This window comes from Cellulomonas rhizosphaerae (genome assembly GCF_003470205.1).
Taxonomy (GTDB): Bacteria; Actinomycetota; Actinomycetes; order Actinomycetales; family Cellulomonadaceae; genus Cellulomonas; species Cellulomonas rhizosphaerae.
The window spans coordinates 19,296-37,489 of record NZ_QWKP01000204.1 but is presented as its reverse complement, the minus strand read 5'-3'; the positions used below and the strand labels follow the sequence as shown (position 1 = coordinate 37,489).

The window sequence follows — 18,194 nt, the reverse complement described above, 5'->3', positions numbered from 1 at the left end:
GCGTGGGGACGTTCAGACCGCACGACGGGGCGATCGCGACGAGCCCGAGCACGCGCTCGGGATGCTTCGCGGCGACGTGCACCGACCAGGCCGCGCCGCAGGACAGCGACACGAGAACGGCGGTGTCCGTCGAGGTCGCGTCGAGCACCGCGAGCAGGTCGGCCGCGTACTCGGTGTCCTCGTAGGCCTCCGCACCGACAGGGCGCGACGAGGCTCCGCTCCCCCGCCCGTCGAACGTCACCACCCGGTAGTGCCGCGCGAGGTAACCGACCTGCGTCTTCCAGAACTGCGACGGCACGATCGACCACGTCGGCACGAGCACGACGGTCGGCGCGTGCGCGTGGCCATACACGGCGTAGGCGAGCCGCACGCCGTCCCGCTCGACGACGCCCTCGAGGTCCGGATCGGCGGCGCGGCTGGGATCCGGGGCAGGGGCCGGGCGGGTGGCCCGGGGGCCGTGGCTCACACTCGCAGTGTGGACCGCCACGGCCCCCGGGTCATCCCTCTCCGTGAAGGGACTCACGGCCGGATCTCGAACACGTTGTTGAACGGTGTGGTCGCGGCGGTGCCGAAGCCGGTGAACCCGCCGGTCGTCGCGACGTCCCGGATGCGCGCCGGCCCGGCCTGGGTGCCGAGCGCGAGCCCGACCTCCTGGGACAGCGACGCCGGCGTGCACAGCAGGGTCGAGAACCCGTAGTAGGTGCGACCAACGGGGTTGAGGTTGTCCTCGACGTGGTCGCCGGCCATCGGCTCGACGACCATCCACGTCCCGTCGCCGGCGATGGCCTGCCGCACGTACCGGGCCGCACCGACGGGGTCGCCCATGTCGTGCAGGCAGTCGAACATCGTCACCAGGTCGTATCCCGTCCCGGAGAACCCGGTGGCGGGTGCGACCTCGAAGGTCACGCGGTCCGCCACGCCGGCCTCGTCGGCCCGCGCCCGCGCGACCTCGATCGACTCCGCGTGGTAGTCCGACCCGACGAACCTCGAGTTCGGGAACGACTTCGCCATGAGGATCGTCGACGCCCCGTGCCCGCACCCGACGTCCGCGACCCGCGCGCCCGCCTCGAGCTTCGCGACGACGCCGTCCAGCGCCGGCAGCCACTCGCTGATGAGGTGCCCGTTGTACATGGTGCGGAAGAACCGCTCGCACCCGTGGTGCACGTCGCCGTTGTGCGCGTGCCAGCCGAGCCCGTCGCCGTCGGTCGCGGCGGTGAGGATGTCCGGCGCGTCGCGCACCGTGCCGTGCGCGAGCTGGAAGAAGCCCGGCAGGTAGGCGGGGCTCGTCGGGTCCGCGAGCGCGACGGCGTGCTCGGCGGGCAGCGTGTACCGGTGGGTCTCGGCGTCGTACGTGACGTACCCGCCGGCCGCCTGCGCGGACAGCCACTCCCGCGCGTACGGCTCGCCGGTGCCGGTGCGCTCGGCGAGCTCGCCGGGTGTAGTGGGCCGGCCGTCGGCCATCTCCCGGTAGTAGCCGAGCTTGTCGCCCATGACGACGAGTGCCGTGTTGAGCGTCGCGCCGACCTCCTCGACGGCGCGGAAGACGAAGGACATGAGCTTGTCGGGGTCGATGACGCGCTGGGGTGCGTCGGCCTGGATGGTCATCTGGGTTCTCCTCTGTTGCGGGACGCTTTGTCCGTTTCGACCTTCGCAAGTTCGCGAGGCGCATCGCATCAGGGGGTCCCCCTGGGGTTCTCCCTAGACTGGGCCGGTGCTGGTCGGCCGCGAGCGCGAGCGCCAGGTGCTCCGGTCCCTGGCCGCCGCCGCGCGCGTCGGCGAGGGCGGGACGCTCGTCGTCGTGGGCGAAGCGGGGATCGGGAAGTCCGCGCTGCTGGCGGACTTCGTCGCCTCGTCGTTGGACGCGGGGATGCTCGTCTTGCAAGCAGCGGGGGTCTCGGCGGAACGCGAGATTCCCTTTGGCGGCTTGCTGCAGTTGCTGCGGCCCGTGCTCGACCACCTCGATGCCTTGCCCTCGCCGCAGGCTGACGCGCTGGGCGCCGCGCTCGCGCTGCGGCCCGGTGCCGAGAGCGAGCGGTTCGCGGTCGGCGCCGCGGTGCTGGGACTGCTGAGCCGGGTGGCGGAGGACTCGCCGCTGGTGATCGTGGTCGACGATGCGCACCTGCTGGATCCGCCGAGCGCGCAGGCGCTCACGTTCGCTTCTCGTCGCCTCGCTTCGGACCCCGTTGCGGTGGTCTTCGCGGTCCGCGAGGGCGAGCCGTCGCTGGTGACGTCGGTAGGGCTCCCCGTCCTTTCGGTCACCGGTCTCGAGCCCTCCTCGGCCGACGAGCTCCTCGCCGGCCGCGGCCTCTCCGCCGCGGCGCGATCACGCCTGCTGACCGCGACGGGCGGCAACCCGCTCGCCCTGCTCGAGCTGCCCGACGACGCGTCCCTCGCCGCCCTGCCCGACGACGCGCCGGTCCCGGTGCCCGCCTCCCTGGCGCGCGCCTTCGCGGCCCGCGCCGACGCCCTCTCGCCTGCAGCTCGCACCGCATTGCTGGTCGCGTCGGCTGCGGGCGGTGATCTCACGACGACGGCACCGGCGTGCGCTCGGCTCGGCGTGACTGCCGCCGACCTCGACGAGGCCGCCGCGGCCGGCCTGGTCAGCGTCTCCGCAGGTCGCGTGACCTTCAGGCACGACCTGGTGCGCTCGGCTGTCTGGGCGGAGGCGACTCCCGCATCCCAGCGGCACGTCCACCTCGCCCTGGCCGCAGTCCTCCCGCCCGGCGATGGCGATCGGCGCGCCTGGCACCTCGGCGAGGCAACGACGTCGCCCGACGAGTCAGTCGCGGCCGCTCTCGACCAAGCCGCAGGCCGCGCGGGTGCGCGAGGCGCTCACGCCGTCGCAGCAGCGGGCTACGAGCGATCAGCTCGGCTGACGCCCGATCCTGCCGTGCGTGCGTCGCGCCTCGTCGCCGGTGCCGAGTTCGCCTGGCGCGCCGGCCAACCGTCGTCAGCGCTCGACGCGCTGGCGTCGTTGTCGCCGCTCCCTCAAACCCCTGAACTTCGCCTCCGGGCTGCCGCGCTCGAGGGTGCGGTCTCCACTCGAACCGGTTCGGTCGAACACGCACGCGACCTGCTCCTCGACGCCGCATCCACGGCCACCGACCCCGACCGCGCGGTCGAGCTCCTCACGGACGGCATCCTCGCCGCCCAGTTCGCCGGCGACATCGCCGCCGCCTCCAGGGCGGCCGCCCGCATCGACGACCTACTTCCCCAGGTCCGCACGCCCCGAACGATGTGGCTCGGCACGATGGCCGCCGGCCTCGCGGGCATCATCGTCGGCCAGGGCGGCCCGGACCGTATCCGCGCCGCCATGGACCAGGCAGTCGACGACCCAGACCTGCTCGCCGATCCCCGCCTTGCGCAGTGGCTGGTCATGGGCCCGCTGTTCCTCCGCGAGGCGGGCGCCGAGCGCTCCGTCATCCCGACGGTCGTCGGCCATGTCCGCCGCCGAGCCGACCTCGGCGGCCTGCCAATCCTGCTGTTCTACATCGCCCGAGACCAGGGCACGACGGACCGCTGGACCGACTCCATCGCGTCCTACACGGAGGGCATCGCGCTGGCGCGCGAGGCCGGCCAGGTCACTGATCTCGTCGCGGGGCTGGCCGGTCTGGCGTGCGTCGAGGCGCGCCGGGGGTCGTCGTCCGCGCGAGACCATGCGGGGGAGGCGCTGGCCCTGGCGACTGAGCACCACATCGGCTTCTTCCAGACCTGGGCGTACACGGCGCTCGGCGACCTGGCCCTCGGGGACGGCCGCGCTCAGGACGCGCTCGACGCGTACCAGTCGCTCGTCGACCTCACGGCGACGCTCGGCTTCGATGACGTCGACGTCTGGCCCGCGGCGGAGATGGTCGACGCGCTCATGCGACTGAACCGGGCCTCCGAGGCCGCTGCGCTGGCAACTCGTCTTTCCGAACGTGCCACCGGCAAGGGCCAGCCGTGGGCGCTCGCCCGCGCCGCTCGCGCGTCCGGCCTCACGGCAGCGGACGACGCGATCGACGGCCACTTCGGTGCGGCACTCCAGCTACATGCGCGGACTCCCGACACCTTCGAGACTGCCCGCACCCAACTCGCGTACGGTCACCGCCTGCGCCTGGCCCGCCGCCGCGTCGACTCCCGCCCGCCTCTGCGTGCGGCGCTCGAGACCTTCGAAGCGCTCGGCGCCACGCCCTGGGCCGACCAAGCCGCCGTCGAGCTGCGAGCCACCGGGGAGACCGCTCAACGCCGCGACGTGAGCGGCCTGGACCACCTCACGCCACAAGAGCTGCAGGTCGCGCGCACGCTCGCCACGGGGCGTACAACCCGCGAGGCAGCCGCCGCGCTCTTCCTCAGCCCGAAGACCATCGAATACCACCTGCGCAATGTTTACGCGAAGTTGAGCGTCCGATCGCGAATCGAACTGGCAGCCGCGATGAACGGCCGCAACTAGAGCGATGTGCTCGGGCTCGAGGTATCGCCTCGGCTGGTCAGCTCACGAAGCTTCTCTTGCGTCTCAGCGTCGGTCGAGTACAAGACAGTGCCGACCATCCCTCGCGTGAGCAGCACCTTGTACACGTGGCGAACCAACCGATCGAACGTCGCATCGTCCACCGTCTTGACCGACCGGAAGTCGGGATCTCGGTTGAATTCCCGTCGAGCGATCCAGCGGTCGGTGCGCCAGACCAAGTCAGGCCCGATGATCACGCCGTTCCACGCGTACTCGAAACCCTGCGCCGTGTAGACACACCCAACTTGGTCGAACCCGCCGGCACCCGTGGCCCAGAGAGCCGAGGGTGGCGCTCCACCAATCGCGCGATCGCCCCGCAGATTCCATGGGCGCTGCCAGTCATCGATAACGACGTCGGGGACGAGCGTTCCGTCGCTGCGCGGATCGCTCCACGGCCAGCAGTACCCCGCCGTCATGCGGGCGTTGAACCCTCGCGCGATCTCAGCGGACAGCCGCTCCTCGAGCGCGTCCGGACTCTCGGCCACCTCGACCGTGAAGGAGTCCTCGTCCCGCCACACGACGGGGCCGTCGCCACGGAGGCCGAAGAGCCTGAGGACCCAATCAAGGTATGCCTCGCTGCCACCTGCTCGGTATTGGGCGTGGAGGCTGATCTCCTTCACAGGGAGGTTCCGGGCCGCGGCATGGGCCTCAATCTCGGCGACCGAGCCCATCTCCCCAGGCCGCACGATCTGGTACTGGTCGAGCAGGAACACCGGAACTCGAGCGGCATCGAAGAGTTCGTCAACCTGGGGGCGCGCGACTGAGCGGACCTCCTTGCGTGTGTATCGGTTCACCGACGTCTGACGAAGGCGATGCGCCTCGTCCATGATCAGCACGTCAAGGCCATTGCGCTCAGCCGACATGAAGCTGTTGAAGTAGGCAAAGAGCGACCTGTAGCGCGTCGAGCCCTTTCCGGCGACAGCCCTCAGTGTCTGCGTGAACGAACGCGAGCCCGTTGCGTGCATGACCGTCCGGCCCTCGCGCGCGAGTTGCCCAAGGAGCGACAGGGCGATGACACTCTTTCCGCTGCCCGGGCCGCCCGAGATCACGACTGCCGTCTTCGAGTCTGCGTGAATCGCCTTGCGGACCTCCGCAAGCACCAGCTCAAACGCCACGCGCTGCTCGTCGAGCAGCACGAACTGCTCGCGCTCCTGAATCTCGTCTGCCGCGACGCTCAAGAGCTGCTTCGACGGTGCGATTCGAGACGAGAGCAGATCGTCCGCAGCCCGGATGCCGGAGTCAGGTGCGAGGCGTGACGTCAGAAACTCGTGCAGGTCGCCCCGCCTCTGGCCCGTGAACAGCCGCGACGAGGAAGGAACGTGACTGCCTCGGAGATCCTCGATGCCTGATTCAGATGCATTGTGCAGGTAGGCCACGCCGGTGATCGACTCTGGTGCGTCGGCCAGCACAGAGACGAAGTCACGCATGTATTCCACGTAGCCATCGACCTGGAGGCTCGGATGCAGTACTGGGCTGTACCGAGCGCCGTCCACGTCTAGTAAGACGTCGCTGTCCTCCCACCGCCTCGCGCGGCTCCATTGCTTCAACTCCACCACCACGTACGAATGACGACCAGTCTTCGGGTGCACGCCCGCCAGAACCGCATCGGCACGCTTGCTCGTCAGCGGCAATCGATGTTCGAGGAGCACCTGCACGCGGCCGAGGCCGGCCGCGCGGAGGTCCTCTGCCAGCACTGGCAGCGAGTTTCGCCAGGCCCTGCGCTCGCTTTCGCCTGGCCGCCCCAAGCCCTGGTACATAAGGAACTCCGCAAGAAGCGTCTCGATCCTCGAGTCCTCGGCCGAAACGAGCAGCTCCGCGGCGCTCTGCCGCAACGCATCCACGAAGGGGTCCCCCTGGGCAGCACGAATGAACGTGCGGGGGGACATGTCCGGCCGAGCAAGCACTCGGGCAGAAGTCCGTCGATCCGCTGACCTGCGCACCGTATCGCGCCCGCAACCCGGCGCAGCGCACCTCTGCTACGTTGCGCGGATGGTTGCCCCCTCCGTCAGAGACGAGCTCGCGGCGTTCGTTGCGGAGCGCGACTGGGCGCAGTTCCACAGCCCAGAGAACCTCGCGAAGAGCATCGCGATAGAGGCCGGCGAGCTGCTGGAGTGCTTCCAGTGGAGCGCGGACGCCGACCCCGCGAGGGTGCGCGACGAACTCGCAGACGTCCTAACCTACTGTCCGCTCCTCGCGGATGCGCTCGGCGCTGAGCCTGGGGACCTCGTGCTCAACAAGCTCGCGGTCTCACGCGAGAAGTACCCAGTCGAAAGCGCCAGAGGACGCGCTGCGAAGTACGACCAGCTCTGATCACGGCGCCCTCATCCTGCATGCGGCGGGCTCGTTCGTGGGCGCCACTCACATCGCTGGTGTCGTCTCAGTCGAGACCGGTGACGGTCGGCCGGAAGTAGTCGTAGAGCGCCGTCTCGATCGGGATCGCAAACCTCAGAACCATCCTCACGACACTCAGCGACTCGCCTCTCGCCCCAGCCATCGTCGTCTCCTCGGCCTGGTGTGATGTCGCCTGCCCGAGGTAATAGAAGTCTGACCCCTCGGCGTCGTCCTTCTTCACAAAGACGTGCAACGCGACGTCGTTCGCGACGATCGCTTTGACCTCCGCGCTTCCCAATGAGCGTCGACTCCTCGTGTACCAAAGCATCGAGGACGGGTCTAGTAGTGCATCCTCGTACGCTGTGCTCGCCGCGACGTCGTCCGACTTGTGGAGCGTCACGAAAATCGGGCAAGTCTTGCTTCGAGGGTCGACCTTGTACCCGTAGATCGTGGACGCCCATTTGCGCGGCAGACACAGGAGGCGCAGTGCCTCCTTGCGGGAGTATTGCCGCCCAGATGAGAACACACGATCGGTGCCGTAATTCTCGCGGACGATGGCCAGGCCCGTTCGGAGGAGGTCGTCGACCTCGTCGGCGAACGATCGGCTGGACCGGTATGCGGCGGCAATGTCTTCTTCAAGCGCTACCTCGCCGCCGGGCCGCCGCCGCGTCGCCACGCCCCGTCCGTATCGGCTGACATCGGCCTCGCCGTAGCCATCGAGCGTCAAGCTGTCGATGGCGCTGTCAACCTGATCGAGTGTGGAACGCACTCCTTGGCTTTCGAGCGCCGCTAGTAGCTGGGCCCGCGTGCGAGTGCCCTGATCGAGCAGCTCGCGTACGACGACGACCTCATGTGCGCGCTTGGCCGGGAGCACCTCGTGGGAGAGCAGCCGAAGCGCCTGAGAGGCAGTCGGGTCGAGGTCGAGGTCGACGTCTTCTCGGAGCACGCTGGCCACCAGTGCCGGGTAGTGCTCCTTCTTCGTCGCCAGCAGTACGGGATCAACGGACTCGAACCGGAGGAAGTCCCACAGGCGCGGTGCGCCACCGACCCGGTTTCGTATCGCAATGATTGCCTCTTTGAGCCGAACAGCACTGTCGAGTTTCACCGAACTGATGGACTTGAGAACTCGCTCCTGGGCGATCTTGTCGAAATGCACACTCGACAGGCCGGGAATCGCGCCCGCTTCCTCGGCCGCAATCAAATTCTTCCGGAGCGACTCCTTATTGAGCGACTCGTCTCCGAACAAGGCAATGGGGATCATATAGTTGTTTGTGTAATTGCCGATGAAGTCGATGACTATCAGGTAATTCTTCTCCGCGGACTTCCGCAGACCGCGGCCAAGTTGCTGAACGAACACGATTGCCGACTGGGTCTGGCGCAGCATGACCACCTGGTTCAAGGACGGGATATCCACGCCCTCGTTGAAGACGTCGACGGTCAGGACGTAGTCGAGTTCGCCCGCTTCCAGTTGCGCGACCATCGCCTCCCGAAATTCCACTGGATCCGCGCCGGTGAGTGCGACCGTTCGAAGGCGGCGTCCGTTGGCGGAGCGCGAGTTGAGCGCGCCCGACAGCGCGTGCGCCTCATCTCGACGACTGCAGAAGATCAGGCCCTGCGGGGGAACTCCGGCCTGGCCGTAGGTCTCGAGCGCCCAGATCAGGTGGTCCACCCGCTCGGCCGAGACCAAGCGGCGTAGGTCGCCTTCTGCGCCGAGAGTCGAGTCGTCGTCGAACGTAGCCTCACTGATTCCGTAGTAGTGGAACGGGGCGAGCATCTCCTCTTCGAGCGCATGGTTGAGTCGAATCTCGTAGGGCACGTTGTAGTCGAATAGCTCGAAGACGTTGCGCCCATCGGTACGCTCGGGCGTCGCGGTCATGCCCAGCATGAAATCGGGGCTGAAGTGATCGAGGACGCGCCCGTAGGACTCGGCCCCCGCCCTGTGGGCCTCATCGACGATGACGTAGTCGAACGCATCGCTCGGGAATCCCTGCAACACCGCCGGCCGCGAGAGCGTCTGGATCGTCGCGAAGACGTAGCGGGCGTCGACCGCTCGTGCACCACCTGTGAGCTTGCCGTAGTCGCTCGCGTCGCCGCCAAGGACCCTCATGTACTCCTGAATGGTCCGGTCGAGAATCTGCTCCCGGTGCACCACGAACAGCAACCTCCGCGGCGCGAACGCGCGGACATCGAGTGCAGAGAGGATCGTCTTGCCAGTCCCGGTGGCAGAGATGACGATTGCGCGCCGCTCTCCGCGCTGCCGCACTTCAGCGAGGGCCGCTAGCGCATCGCGTTGCATCCCGTTCGCCTCGACCTCGTCAAACAAGCGGTTCGAGGACAAGGACTCGATCGGACCTCGGCTCTCCAAGCCCCTTCCGTGTGGATCGATCGGTCCGCGCCGTGCTCTCGCCGTGCGAGGCGCCGGACGCACATAGCCGAGGGCGTACTCCTCTATCCACTCGGAAGTCAGCGGTACCGAATCGACCACCTGACGTTCGACCAGGTCTGCAAGCTGAACGGCGAGGTCACTCTCGCGAGTGGCAGAAACCCTGAGGTTCCACTCGTGGTTACGCAGTAGCGCGCTCGGCGTGAGGTTGGAGCTGCCCATCATCGCCGTCACGCTTGAGGGGTTCTCGAAGATGTAGCCCTTCGGATGAAACCCGTCCGAGGTGTGTAGCCGGATGTCATAGCCAAGTCGGCCCAGGTTGCGCAGCTCTTCGAACGCCTCTGGCGAGTTGAAGCCGAGGTAGTCGGACGTCACGATACGACCGGAGCCAGCGAAGTCGATCAGGTCTTGCTTGAGGAGCGCGACGGCCGCCGGCGAGACGAAAGCCACCGAGAACGTGAACGATGCGCACCGCGCGATCTCAGCGCGTATCGCGCGCAAGACCGAGGTCCCAGGGCCGTTGAGGACAACAGTCGGATTGTGGTGCCTCGGCGGGTTCTGCGTGCTGTGGCTCAGGAACCCGTAGTTGAGGTCGAGCTCGAACTGCCCCCGCCACGAGTAGTCAGCAGTCATGCGACCAGGTCGGCGGAGATCTTCTCCACGGCAGGGATGTCGGCTGGTGCCCAGTCAAGGCCTCGAAGTTCGCCCGGCGGCAGCCACCGCACTTCTGCGTGCTCGGTCAACGTTGGTGTTCCGTCGAGCAAGTCGCAGTAAAACGTGGTCAGCGTGACGATCCCGAACGGGTACTCATGTCGCGTGGTCGCGACCTGGTCGCGCACGCTGACAACGCAACGAAGCTCTTCACTGATCTCGCGCTCGAGCGCAGCACGCGGAGTCTCTCCAGGCTCGATCTTCCCTCCCGGGAACTCCCACATGCCGGCGAGGCTCCCCATCGGGCCACGCTGGGCGCAGAGCACGAGCCCATCGGCCACGATGACCGCACCGACGACTTCAAACTGCTTTATCGGACTCACCAGGGGAGCTTCCCACACCCGAGTGGCGCGCGGACGGAGGCGGCGAATGTCAAGTCTCGGCGGCGGGGCATGCCATCTGTACATGCCAGTGGTGCCCTACGCGGCACACACGGTGCCATGTCGACGGCCGGTCGAACGTCTGATCGGGAGCAGCGCGTGCCGACATGCTACCGGCACGTCTGCTTAGAGCCCAGCAGCAGCGGATCTCCCCTCGCGGCGACGATTCTCCAAGGCCGGATCAGACCGCGGTAGCTGCTGGAATCGCGTCTCGATCTTCAGTCGGCGTACTACCTGCGCCAGGATCTAGGGCCCAGTTAGCTCGCGAGGAGCCGACGGCCTGTGGCCGCCTGGCGAATAGAAAGCCTCCCAATCACGGACCACTCTTGCGGCGTGGCGCGAACCCCGATGGCCACCCGTAACGCCCGCGCCACCTCGGCCGAGGAGACGGCATATCCGCCGTGATCGCTCAGCACCTGCGCCGATATGTCGACAATGTCGTGACCATTGCTGAACCGACGAATCTTGCAACCAGAACATTCAGCCGCGCCGTGCAGCCGGCACAATTTCGCGCCGCCAGCGCACGCGTGACGGACGATCTCTTCCCGCTGTGCTTCTGACCAGCCCACCGACGCCCCAACGGCATTGGAAATTTCCTGAAGTGAAGGTACCGCATAGGCTCGCAGCCAGCCTAAGGCCTCCGGAAGATCCAGGATCTGAACCCTTCGCTTGCGAGCCGTAACAGCGTCTACAACTCGCGTCTTTGCACCGAGCGCGCGGGCAGCATCGAGGAGCACACCCATTACGCAAGCAAATTCGAGGACGTAACGCTCAAGCCGGTTCGCGTGTCGAGCAACTTCCGATCCATTGTCATACAACGGCGCTAGAAAATCATGCGCAACCGAACGCATCACCTTTAGTTCAATAACAAGATCTGCCTCTAAGTCGCGGTTGGCAGAAACGACCACGTTGTCGTCTGTAAGCCACGAGGCTTCGACCCGCCCATCGCAGTCGATTACGATCGTGCAGCGCTCTCGCTCGCCTACCGACAGATGCTTTCTGCTTTCGAGCACCATCTCCTTACCCCGGGCAGGAACGACCTTCACTCGTGGGTCAAGCACTCGGCCGAATGCCTGGCGGTCGGACATGCCCTCAACGACGAGAATGGGTACGTCATCAGGAGTGGCCTGCAATCGAAACCGCAGAGATTGAGCGAAGGCAGCGGGCGACGGGTATTCGAGTGTCATCGCCGGACTGCACTCTTGAGCGGCCGCTCCAAATCCGGATGGCCGGCCAAAATAATCGGAGAGTGCGTAGCCATTAGGAACTGCACGCCGGAAGCCTTGCCCATCCTGTGCAGGTCCTCGATCAGCGTGTCCTGCCACATCACGTGCAGCGAGATTTCCGGCTCGTCCACGATTACGAGAGTGCCGGGCTGCGATTTGAAGAGGATTTCGTACGCCAGCACGGTTATCTGCTGCTCACCAGAACTCAGCTGACTAGGCCTAATAGACGAATCGCTGGAAAGCGAAAAGCGCATACCCTCATTTCGACTCATGCGCAAAGTCTTAGGCGCCAACCGGTCGTCAAGGAACTGCTTGAAGGTACCTAGGCGTCGTTCGAGCACATCGAGTGACTGAAACTTTTCCAGGGTGCTTCGAAGCACCACGCCCATCACACGACGGACGTTTTCGTCATTGATTCCGTCGGCGGCCAGGTCAGGCTCGAAGTACTTGCTTTCATCCAGCAGGCCGACCGCCCGTAACGCTTCTCTTCGCACGCCGGTCATCCGCACGAGATCCGCAAGTTCACGTTCCGAAACGCCAACTTCACGCTCCAGCATCGCGTCAAGGATCTGCCCAGGCAGATTTCTGTCGCTCTGCTGAGATGATCGCGCGTAGTCGGAATCGGCACGACTGAGTTGATCAGCTATATCGAGAGACGCGGACTCAACAGCAAGTCGGTTCTTTCGCGGCCCCATCCCGCCTCGCGGCGCCGACTTTGGCCGCGACTCAGCCACCAAGCGCTGATCGGTAACAAACAGCACGGGGAATAGCCCTGCGAATTCGGCGAGCCAATCGGGCGCCCGTAAACTGGTACGTCGAGCAGCGTCTGAAGTCAGAATTTCCCTCGCGGCCCTAAATTCGGCGAACGGAGCTCCTGCCACACCTGCGGCTTCGGATAATCCTTCCCGGGCGAGATCGACGTCGTAGCCATGCTCTTCCAGCGCCTGGGCGGCCCACGGAGGCAGGTCGAGCATAATGCGACCGGCCTGGAGCTCCCCTGTGAATCGTCCCCAACGGAGCTGCACGGGCTCCGAGTCAGACACGCGCAGCAGTTCAAAATCGGGCATATTGGCGAATTCCATACGGAATCGCCCGACAGGAGCTGACGCAAGAGTCGGGAGGTCGCCGTTCGAGGCCGCGCTAACTAGCCGGAGTAGCGTTGACTTCCCGGTCCCATTCGCGCCCGTGAGCACGGTGGGACGGTCGGCGTCGAGCACTATTCGATCGTCGACCGATCCGAAGAGACCATCGAACTCCACCGACAGCAAATTGGATGAGATCAAGTCCACAGGGATCAGACTAGCGCGCACGGCCGGCGCTCCGGCGAAGTTTACGCAAGGTCTCGACGCACGAACCCGGTCGTCGTCCTCCTCTGAGCAGTCCGATCGTTCTTCGGAAGGGCGCCCCCTGCGATAACCGCGGTGCGACGTCCCGCCCGCATGGTCTTGCCGGCGATCCTTCCGCGGTAGCCAGTGCGCGGGATGAGGGTGTCGATCACGAGAGATGGCTCCGGGGGGCACGTGGATCGCGCCGATCTCCACCCGATGGCCTCGGCTGCAAGCGCGATCAGTGGACACCCGCTGGATGCGTGAACGGCCCTGGGTGGTTGGAGCCACGGAAATCCCCGCGACGCGCATAGTCAACGGATCGTTCCCGTCGGGCCACGCTCCTGGCGCCAAAGCCGCACACCCGGCGCCCTGTTCAGCCAACTCGCGCCCCCGGCGTGATTGCGTCGCACCCGCAGTCGATGACCACGCGACGCAGTCGTCCGTGGATGCTCATCGTCGCGAAAAAGTAGCCATCCGCGTCAACGAATGGCTACTTCTGCTCAACATGAACAACGCTTCCACGGGTCGCAGTAGTGGAGGTGGCGGGAATCGAACCCGCGTCCGATGACGAGAAACCAGGACTTCTCCGGGTGCAGTCTGCTGATGATTTTCTCGGCCCCCATCCCCCCGCAGACAGGAAGATGGACGGGCTCAGTCAGCTAAGAGTCCCGGCCGTCACACTGACGATGACGACCAGCAGTGGCTCTCTAGATGACGCTGGTTACTGAGTCGAGAGCGTACTCAGGCCAACGGACTTCGAAGACTCGCTCAGGCGGCGAGTGCGAAGTCGGTGCGCTTGGAATCGGCACCTATTGGTTTGCACGGATCGTTTACGAGATAACCGTGCATCCTCGACCCGCTTCTCCTGGCTCGACGATCACCGTCGAAACCGATCACCCCCATGTTCAGTTTTCAAGCTGGCCCCGGAGGGCCGTCGCCCAGTCTACGCGCCCGGCGAGCGGGACGTCACCGTGATTCAGACCGCCGCGCCGGCAGACAGCGACGGGTCGAGCTGCCGGGCCACAACGAGCGCGTCGGAGATCGCGATCGCGTACGCCACCGTGTACCGCCCGTCGGTCGCCATCGCCGTGGTCATGCCGACCACCTCCCCCTCGTCGTCGAACACCGGGCCGCCCGAGTCGCCCTCGACGACCGGCGAGGAGAACGCGAGCAGGCCGGAGACCGACTCGGTGGAGGTCGTCACGGTCTGTTCGAGCGCGACGACCGAGCCGGACGCCGCGACCAACGACCCCTCCCCCTCCGCGTTGCCGACCGCCGTCACGTCGTCGCCCACCGCCGCGCCGGAGTCGTCGTCCAGGGTCACGGTCGCCAGGTCGGAGGCGTCGGCGAGCTGCAGGACCGCGACGTCGGCACGGGCGTCGGTCGCGACGACGGTCGCGGTCCACGACTGACCGGACGACGGGTCCGTGACCTGGATCGCCGAGGCCCCCTCGATCACGTGGTTGTTGGTCAGTGCGACGCCGTCCGACGTGAGGATCATCGCGGTGCCGGCCGCCGCGGCGCTGACCTGGCCGGAGGCGTCCTCCGTCAGCGCGGTCACCGTCACGACGCCCGAGGCCGAGACCGTTGAGACGCCCGGCCACGTGGGCGCCTGCTGTTGGACGTCGGCGGGAGTGAACGCGGGAGCGACAGGGTCAGACGACGCCGACGAGGTGGACGACGAAGGTCGGTCAAGCGCCGCGACCCCGCCCGCACCGAACGCGGCGCCGACGACGAGCGCCGCGCCGAACGCCGCACCGCGCTGCAGCCGGCCGCGGCCGGACGACGACGAGGCACCAGCCAGGACCAGCTCGCGCGGCTCGTCGGGCGGGATCGAGGCTGCCTCCGGGACGTAAGGAAGAGGCGAGGAGGCCAGGAGCGGCGCGAGCATGCCGCCCTCCGGCACGAAGGAATCGTCCGACCAAAGTGCTGCGGCACCCTCGGCAGGTGACGGCCGCCCGACCGTCGCCTCGTCGGTGGGCTTCGTGGGTTCGCTCTGCTCGTCCATCGTCCCGGCCTCCTCGCCGGCGCCCCGGTGGCGCCGTCAAGGAACAGACAACCGGGCGTACCCGGCAAAGTACTGAGGCGAACCCGTGGGCTTCCTGTGGGTGATCAGGTGCAGGATGGCGGCATGGACCTGCCCGTGATGCCGCCCGTCGCGCCCATGCTCGCCAAGTCCGTCAAGGAGATCCCCGACGTGGGGCACGTCGAACCCAAGTGGGACGGTTTCCGGACCATCGTGTTCCGCGACGGGGACGAGGTGGAGCTCGGCAGCCGCAACGAGAAGCCGATGACGCGCTACTTCCCCGAGCTGGTCGAGTCGATCAAGGCCAACACCCCGGACCGGTGCGTGCTCGACGGCGAGATCATCATCGTCACGGGCGACCGGCTCGACTTCGAGGCACTCCAGCAGCGCATCCACCCGGCCGCGAGCCGCGTGAAGCTGCTGTCCGAGCAGACGCCCGCGTCGTTCGTCGCGTTCGACGTGCTAGCACTGGACGACGAGGACCTCACGCAGACCCCCTTCGCCGAGCGCCGACGACGGCTCGAGGCGGCGCTCAAGAACGCCAAGCCCCCCGTCCACGTCACCCCCGCGACGAGCGACCTCACGACGGCCCAGCAGTGGTTCACGCAGTTCGAGGGCGCGGGGCTCGACGGCGTCGTCGCCAAGCCCGTCGACGGGACCTACCAGCCCGACAAACGGGCCATGTTCAAGATCAAGCACGAGCGCACCGCCGACTGCGTCGTCGCCGGGTACCGGTGGCACAAGAGCGGTGACATCGTCGGCTCGCTGCTGCTCGGGCTCTACACCGACGACGGCCGGTTGCAGCACGTCGGGGTCGTCGCGAGCTTCCCGATGGCCCGGCGCGCAAGCCTGGTCGAGGAGCTCGCGACGCTGCGCACCGAGATCGACGACCACCCGTGGGGGCAGTGGGCCGACCAGTCCGCACACGAAGGCAAGCGGATTCCCGGCAGCGTGAGCCGCTGGAACGCCGGCAAGGACCTGTCGTTCGTGCCGCTCAGGCCTGAGCTGGTCGTCGAGGTCGCCTACGACCACATGGAGGGCGACCGCTTCCGGCACACCACCCAGTTCCGCCGCTGGCGCACCGACCGCGACGCGGCCAGCTGCACCTACGACCAGCTCGAGGAGCCGATCCGCTTCGACCTCGCGGACATCCTGGGCCTCTAGCGGCCGCGCCGAAACGCGTCAGTCGCCGCCCCCGCCGCCTCCTCCGTCGCCACCGCCTCCATCACCGAAGCCGCCATTTCCGGATCCGCCGTCTCCGAAGCCCCAGTGCCCTGAATTGTCGTGCCCGGAGTGGCCGTAGCCGGTGCCGCCGTCGTCGTACACGTGACCGCTGTACCCGTTATCGCCAGCCTCGGCCCCGAAACGGTCGCGTCCATGCCCGGGCGGCCGAGCCGACCGGGACGACGCACGTCCGGCGACCAGGATCGCGGCGACGATGCCCGCCAGGATGGCAAGGCCCGCGACCATGGGAAGCTCAGTCACCAGGACCCACCTCCCCCGCCGCCGGCGCCTCCACCGGCCCCGCCGTCTCCCCCGAACCCGCCGCCGCCCCCGGCCCCGAAGCCGGAGCTGAACGACGACGAGGGCGTCGAGTGGAAATGCGGCGGCCGCACGTGCGACCAGTACACGGGCACCATCCCACCGAAGAACATGGCGTTGTACCAGGCACGCTCCCGCGCGTTCAGACCGCCGTCTATCGGCCGCAGCGGCGTCATCATCCAGTTGGCGCGGCCACCCGCACCCGAAGGAGCGACCGGATCCATCCGCAGGTAGCCGCGCGAGGCGAGCGACTCGACGACGGCCGGCGGTCCGGACGGCCCAGCTGCCGTCTTCACGACGATCACGATGATCGTGATGACCACCCCGAGGATGCCGATCCCGATGAACGCCCCGAAGCCGGACACGCCCGACGAGCCGAAGCCGTCGGCGGACACCTCGGTCCACGAGCCGTCAGGCCCCTGGACGAACGACGGCGGGTTCCCGTTCTCGTCGAGCTCGAGTGGCCCCTCGGGGAGCCCCTCCTCGGCCCAGGCGTCGTCGCTGGAGCTGTCGGGCTCGTCGTCGAACATGGCCATCGCCCCCGGGAATGTCCCCGCCGGCCACCCGGCGACCACGGTCAGCGCCTCACCGGGCGAGAGTGCGTCCTGCGTGAACGTAGCCCCCTCGGCCGTCACGTCCGACGACGAGCACGAGTCAGTGGACCCGACTTCCCCGGCGTAGCACTCCGCCCGCTCCGCGCCGGACGGCCCCGCGACAGACACAGTCACGTCGGACAGCGGCAGCTCCCAGTCGGGTCCGATCGGGTCCCAGTACAGCTGGTCGCCGTCGCCGGTCGTCGCGTCGGTGTTGATCAGCCCGAACACGCTGTACTCGACGTGGTACTGCTGCACCCCGTCGACGTCGCCGACGGAAGGGTCGCCGATTCGGATCTGCACCGCGGACCCGTCGTCCTGCACGTCGACGTCCGCGGGTGCGTTGCTCGGCGAGGAGGCCGACACGTCGGCGACCGTGTAGACCCGGGTGCGCCCGTCGTCGGTGGCCTCCCGCGAGACGACCGTCAGGTACGGACCGTGACCCGGTGTGTCGGCGAAGTCCAAGGACAGGTCGATCGCGACGTGCGCGGTGCCGTCCGAGTCCAGCTGGACGGACTCGGCGTAGTGAGTGATCTGCTGGTCGCCGTCGGCGAACGCCGCGGACGGCAGTAGACCGACGAACAACCCGGCGACTGCGACAGCAACGCTTCTCATCGTTCCCCCTCGCTCACCCCAACAGCGGATACGCGAAAGGTAAAGCCAAGATATAGGCGCTGTCTACAGGTCAGCGATCCCGCTTCTCGCGGATCGCCTTCACGGCCTCCATGTTGTCCTGCCGCTCACGCAGGGCCTGCCGCTTGTCGTACTCGCGCTTGCCTCGCGCCAGCGCGATCTCGACCTTCGCCCGCCCGTCCAGGAAGTACAGGGACAGGGGAACGATCGTCTGCCCCTTCTCCCGCGTCTTGGACTCCAGGCGGTCGATCTCGTCTCGGTGCAGCAGCAGCTTGCGCTTGCGGCGCGGGCCGTGGTTCGTCCAGCTGCCCTGGGAGTACTCGGGGATGTGGACGCCGTGCATCCAGATCTCGTGGCCATCGATCTCGCAGAAGCCGTCGATCAGCGACGCCCGGCCCATGCGCAGGGCCTTGACCTCGGTCCCGGACAGCACGATGCCCGCCTCGAACACGTCCTCGATGGTGTAGTCGTGCCGGGCCTTGCGGTTGGAGGCAATGACCTTGCGGCCCGTCTCCTTGGGCATGATGGTCGTCCCTTGTTTCGTATGACTGCCAG

The 18,194-nt window shown here is 67.2% G+C and carries 14 protein-coding genes and 1 other RNA gene; 3 read left to right on the top strand and 12 right to left on the bottom strand.

All coding sequences use genetic code 11. The features are described from left to right. Positions 1 to 466: alpha/beta fold hydrolase (locus tag D1825_RS11855; protein WP_118767628.1), on the bottom strand; the 466-nt coding region annotated here is incomplete at its 3' end. A gap of 53 nt (positions 467 to 519) precedes the next feature. Next, entirely contained in the window at positions 520 to 1,605 is a 1,086-nt protein-coding gene (locus D1825_RS11850) for a class I SAM-dependent methyltransferase (RefSeq protein WP_118767627.1), read from the bottom strand. A gap of 106 nt (positions 1,606 to 1,711) precedes the next feature. On the opposite strand from D1825_RS11850, the gene D1825_RS11845 reads away from it, so the two are divergent. Continuing rightward, positions 1,712 to 4,429 carry an AAA family ATPase gene (locus D1825_RS11845; protein WP_118767626.1) on the top strand — a complete coding sequence of 906 codons (2,718 nt, stop codon included), beginning with the start codon at positions 1,712 to 1,714 and terminating at the stop codon, positions 4,427 to 4,429. On the opposite strand, the gene D1825_RS11840 is transcribed toward D1825_RS11845, so the two are convergent. After that, complete coding sequence (locus D1825_RS11840; RefSeq protein WP_233549863.1) at positions 4,426 to 6,327, bottom strand: DUF2075 domain-containing protein; 1,902 nt, start codon at positions 6,325 to 6,327, stop codon at positions 4,426 to 4,428. The genes D1825_RS11845 and D1825_RS11840 overlap by 4 nt on opposite strands. A 148-nt stretch (positions 6,328 to 6,475) precedes the next feature. Here D1825_RS11840 and D1825_RS11835 point away from each other — a divergent pair, with 148 nt between their 5' ends. Continuing rightward, positions 6,476 to 6,796 (top strand): nucleotide pyrophosphohydrolase, encoded by a 321-nt coding sequence (locus D1825_RS11835; RefSeq protein WP_118767624.1) that lies wholly within the window; start codon positions 6,476 to 6,478, stop codon positions 6,794 to 6,796. A gap of 67 nt (positions 6,797 to 6,863) precedes the next feature. On the opposite strand, the gene D1825_RS11830 is transcribed toward D1825_RS11835, so the two are convergent. The 6 genes from D1825_RS11830 to D1825_RS11810 all read right to left on the bottom strand — a co-directional run bounded on the left by D1825_RS11830 (position 6,864) and on the right by D1825_RS11810 (position 14,853). Then, a complete protein-coding gene (locus tag D1825_RS11830; protein ID WP_118767623.1) occupies positions 6,864 to 9,833 on the bottom strand; it encodes a DUF3427 domain-containing protein in 2,970 nt (989 codons plus the stop codon). Further along, positions 9,830 to 10,234, bottom strand: coding sequence for a (deoxy)nucleoside triphosphate pyrophosphohydrolase (locus D1825_RS11825; protein WP_267897571.1), 405 nt, complete (start codon positions 10,232 to 10,234; stop codon positions 9,830 to 9,832). Before D1825_RS11825 ends, D1825_RS11830 begins: the two co-directional genes overlap by 4 nt. 314 nt (positions 10,235 to 10,548) lie before the next feature. Further along, positions 10,549 to 11,478, bottom strand: a complete 930-nt coding sequence (locus D1825_RS18005) for a hypothetical protein (RefSeq protein WP_138067608.1) — start codon at positions 11,476 to 11,478, stop codon at positions 10,549 to 10,551. Beyond that, positions 11,475 to 12,806: an AAA family ATPase gene (locus tag D1825_RS11820; protein WP_158580724.1), complete on the bottom strand. Its 1,332-nt coding sequence runs from the start codon at positions 12,804 to 12,806 to the stop codon at positions 11,475 to 11,477. Before D1825_RS11820 ends, D1825_RS18005 begins: the two co-directional genes overlap by 4 nt. A 570-nt stretch (positions 12,807 to 13,376) precedes the next feature. Further along, positions 13,377 to 13,746: a transfer-messenger RNA gene (gene ssrA / locus D1825_RS11815) on the bottom strand. Positions 13,747 to 13,821: 75 nt separating this feature from the next. Further along, positions 13,822 to 14,853, bottom strand: coding sequence for a S1C family serine protease (locus D1825_RS11810; RefSeq protein ID WP_118767620.1), 1,032 nt, complete (start codon positions 14,851 to 14,853; stop codon positions 13,822 to 13,824). A gap of 123 nt (positions 14,854 to 14,976) precedes the next feature. On the opposite strand from D1825_RS11810, the gene D1825_RS11805 reads away from it, so the two are divergent. Continuing rightward, positions 14,977 to 16,035 carry an ATP-dependent DNA ligase gene (locus D1825_RS11805; RefSeq protein ID WP_118767619.1) on the top strand — a complete coding sequence of 353 codons (1,059 nt, stop codon included), beginning with the start codon at positions 14,977 to 14,979 and terminating at the stop codon, positions 16,033 to 16,035. 18 nt (positions 16,036 to 16,053) lie between these two features. On the opposite strand, the gene D1825_RS11800 is transcribed toward D1825_RS11805, so the two are convergent. From D1825_RS11800 to smpB, 3 genes are all read right to left on the bottom strand, one after another. Then, positions 16,054 to 16,356, bottom strand: coding sequence for a hypothetical protein (locus D1825_RS11800; protein WP_118767618.1), 303 nt, complete (start codon positions 16,354 to 16,356; stop codon positions 16,054 to 16,056). After that, positions 16,353 to 17,621, bottom strand: a complete 1,269-nt coding sequence (locus D1825_RS18260) for a DUF2207 domain-containing protein (RefSeq protein ID WP_158580723.1) — start codon at positions 17,619 to 17,621, stop codon at positions 16,353 to 16,355. The genes D1825_RS11800 and D1825_RS18260 overlap by 4 nt, the downstream gene beginning before the upstream one ends. A gap of 70 nt (positions 17,622 to 17,691) precedes the next feature. Next, positions 17,692 to 18,162 (bottom strand): SsrA-binding protein SmpB, encoded by a 471-nt coding sequence (smpB, locus tag D1825_RS11790; RefSeq protein WP_118767617.1) that lies wholly within the window; start codon positions 18,160 to 18,162, stop codon positions 17,692 to 17,694. Positions 18,163 to 18,194: the final 32 nt, after the last annotated feature.

Coding starts and splice junctions, on each gene's coding strand:
- D1825_RS11850 (WP_118767627.1), bottom strand. CDS start 1,605: ATGACCATCCAGGCCGACGCACCCCAGCGCGTCATCGACCCCGACAAG.
- D1825_RS11835 (WP_118767624.1), top strand. CDS start 6,476: ATGGTTGCCCCCTCCGTCAGAGACGAGCTCGCGGCGTTCGTTGCGGAG.
- D1825_RS11830 (WP_118767623.1), bottom strand. CDS start 9,833: ATGACTGCTGACTACTCGTGGCGGGGGCAGTTCGAGCTCGACCTCAAC.
- D1825_RS18005 (WP_138067608.1), bottom strand. CDS start 11,478: ATGACACTCGAATACCCGTCGCCCGCTGCCTTCGCTCAATCTCTGCGG.
- D1825_RS11810 (WP_118767620.1), bottom strand. CDS start 14,853: ATGGACGAGCAGAGCGAACCCACGAAGCCCACCGACGAGGCGACGGTC.
- D1825_RS11805 (WP_118767619.1), top strand. CDS start 14,977: ATGGACCTGCCCGTGATGCCGCCCGTCGCGCCCATGCTCGCCAAGTCC.
- D1825_RS18260 (WP_158580723.1), bottom strand. CDS start 17,621: ATGAGAAGCGTTGCTGTCGCAGTCGCCGGGTTGTTCGTCGGTCTACTG.
- smpB (WP_118767617.1), bottom strand. CDS start 18,162: ATGCCCAAGGAGACGGGCCGCAAGGTCATTGCCTCCAACCGCAAGGCC.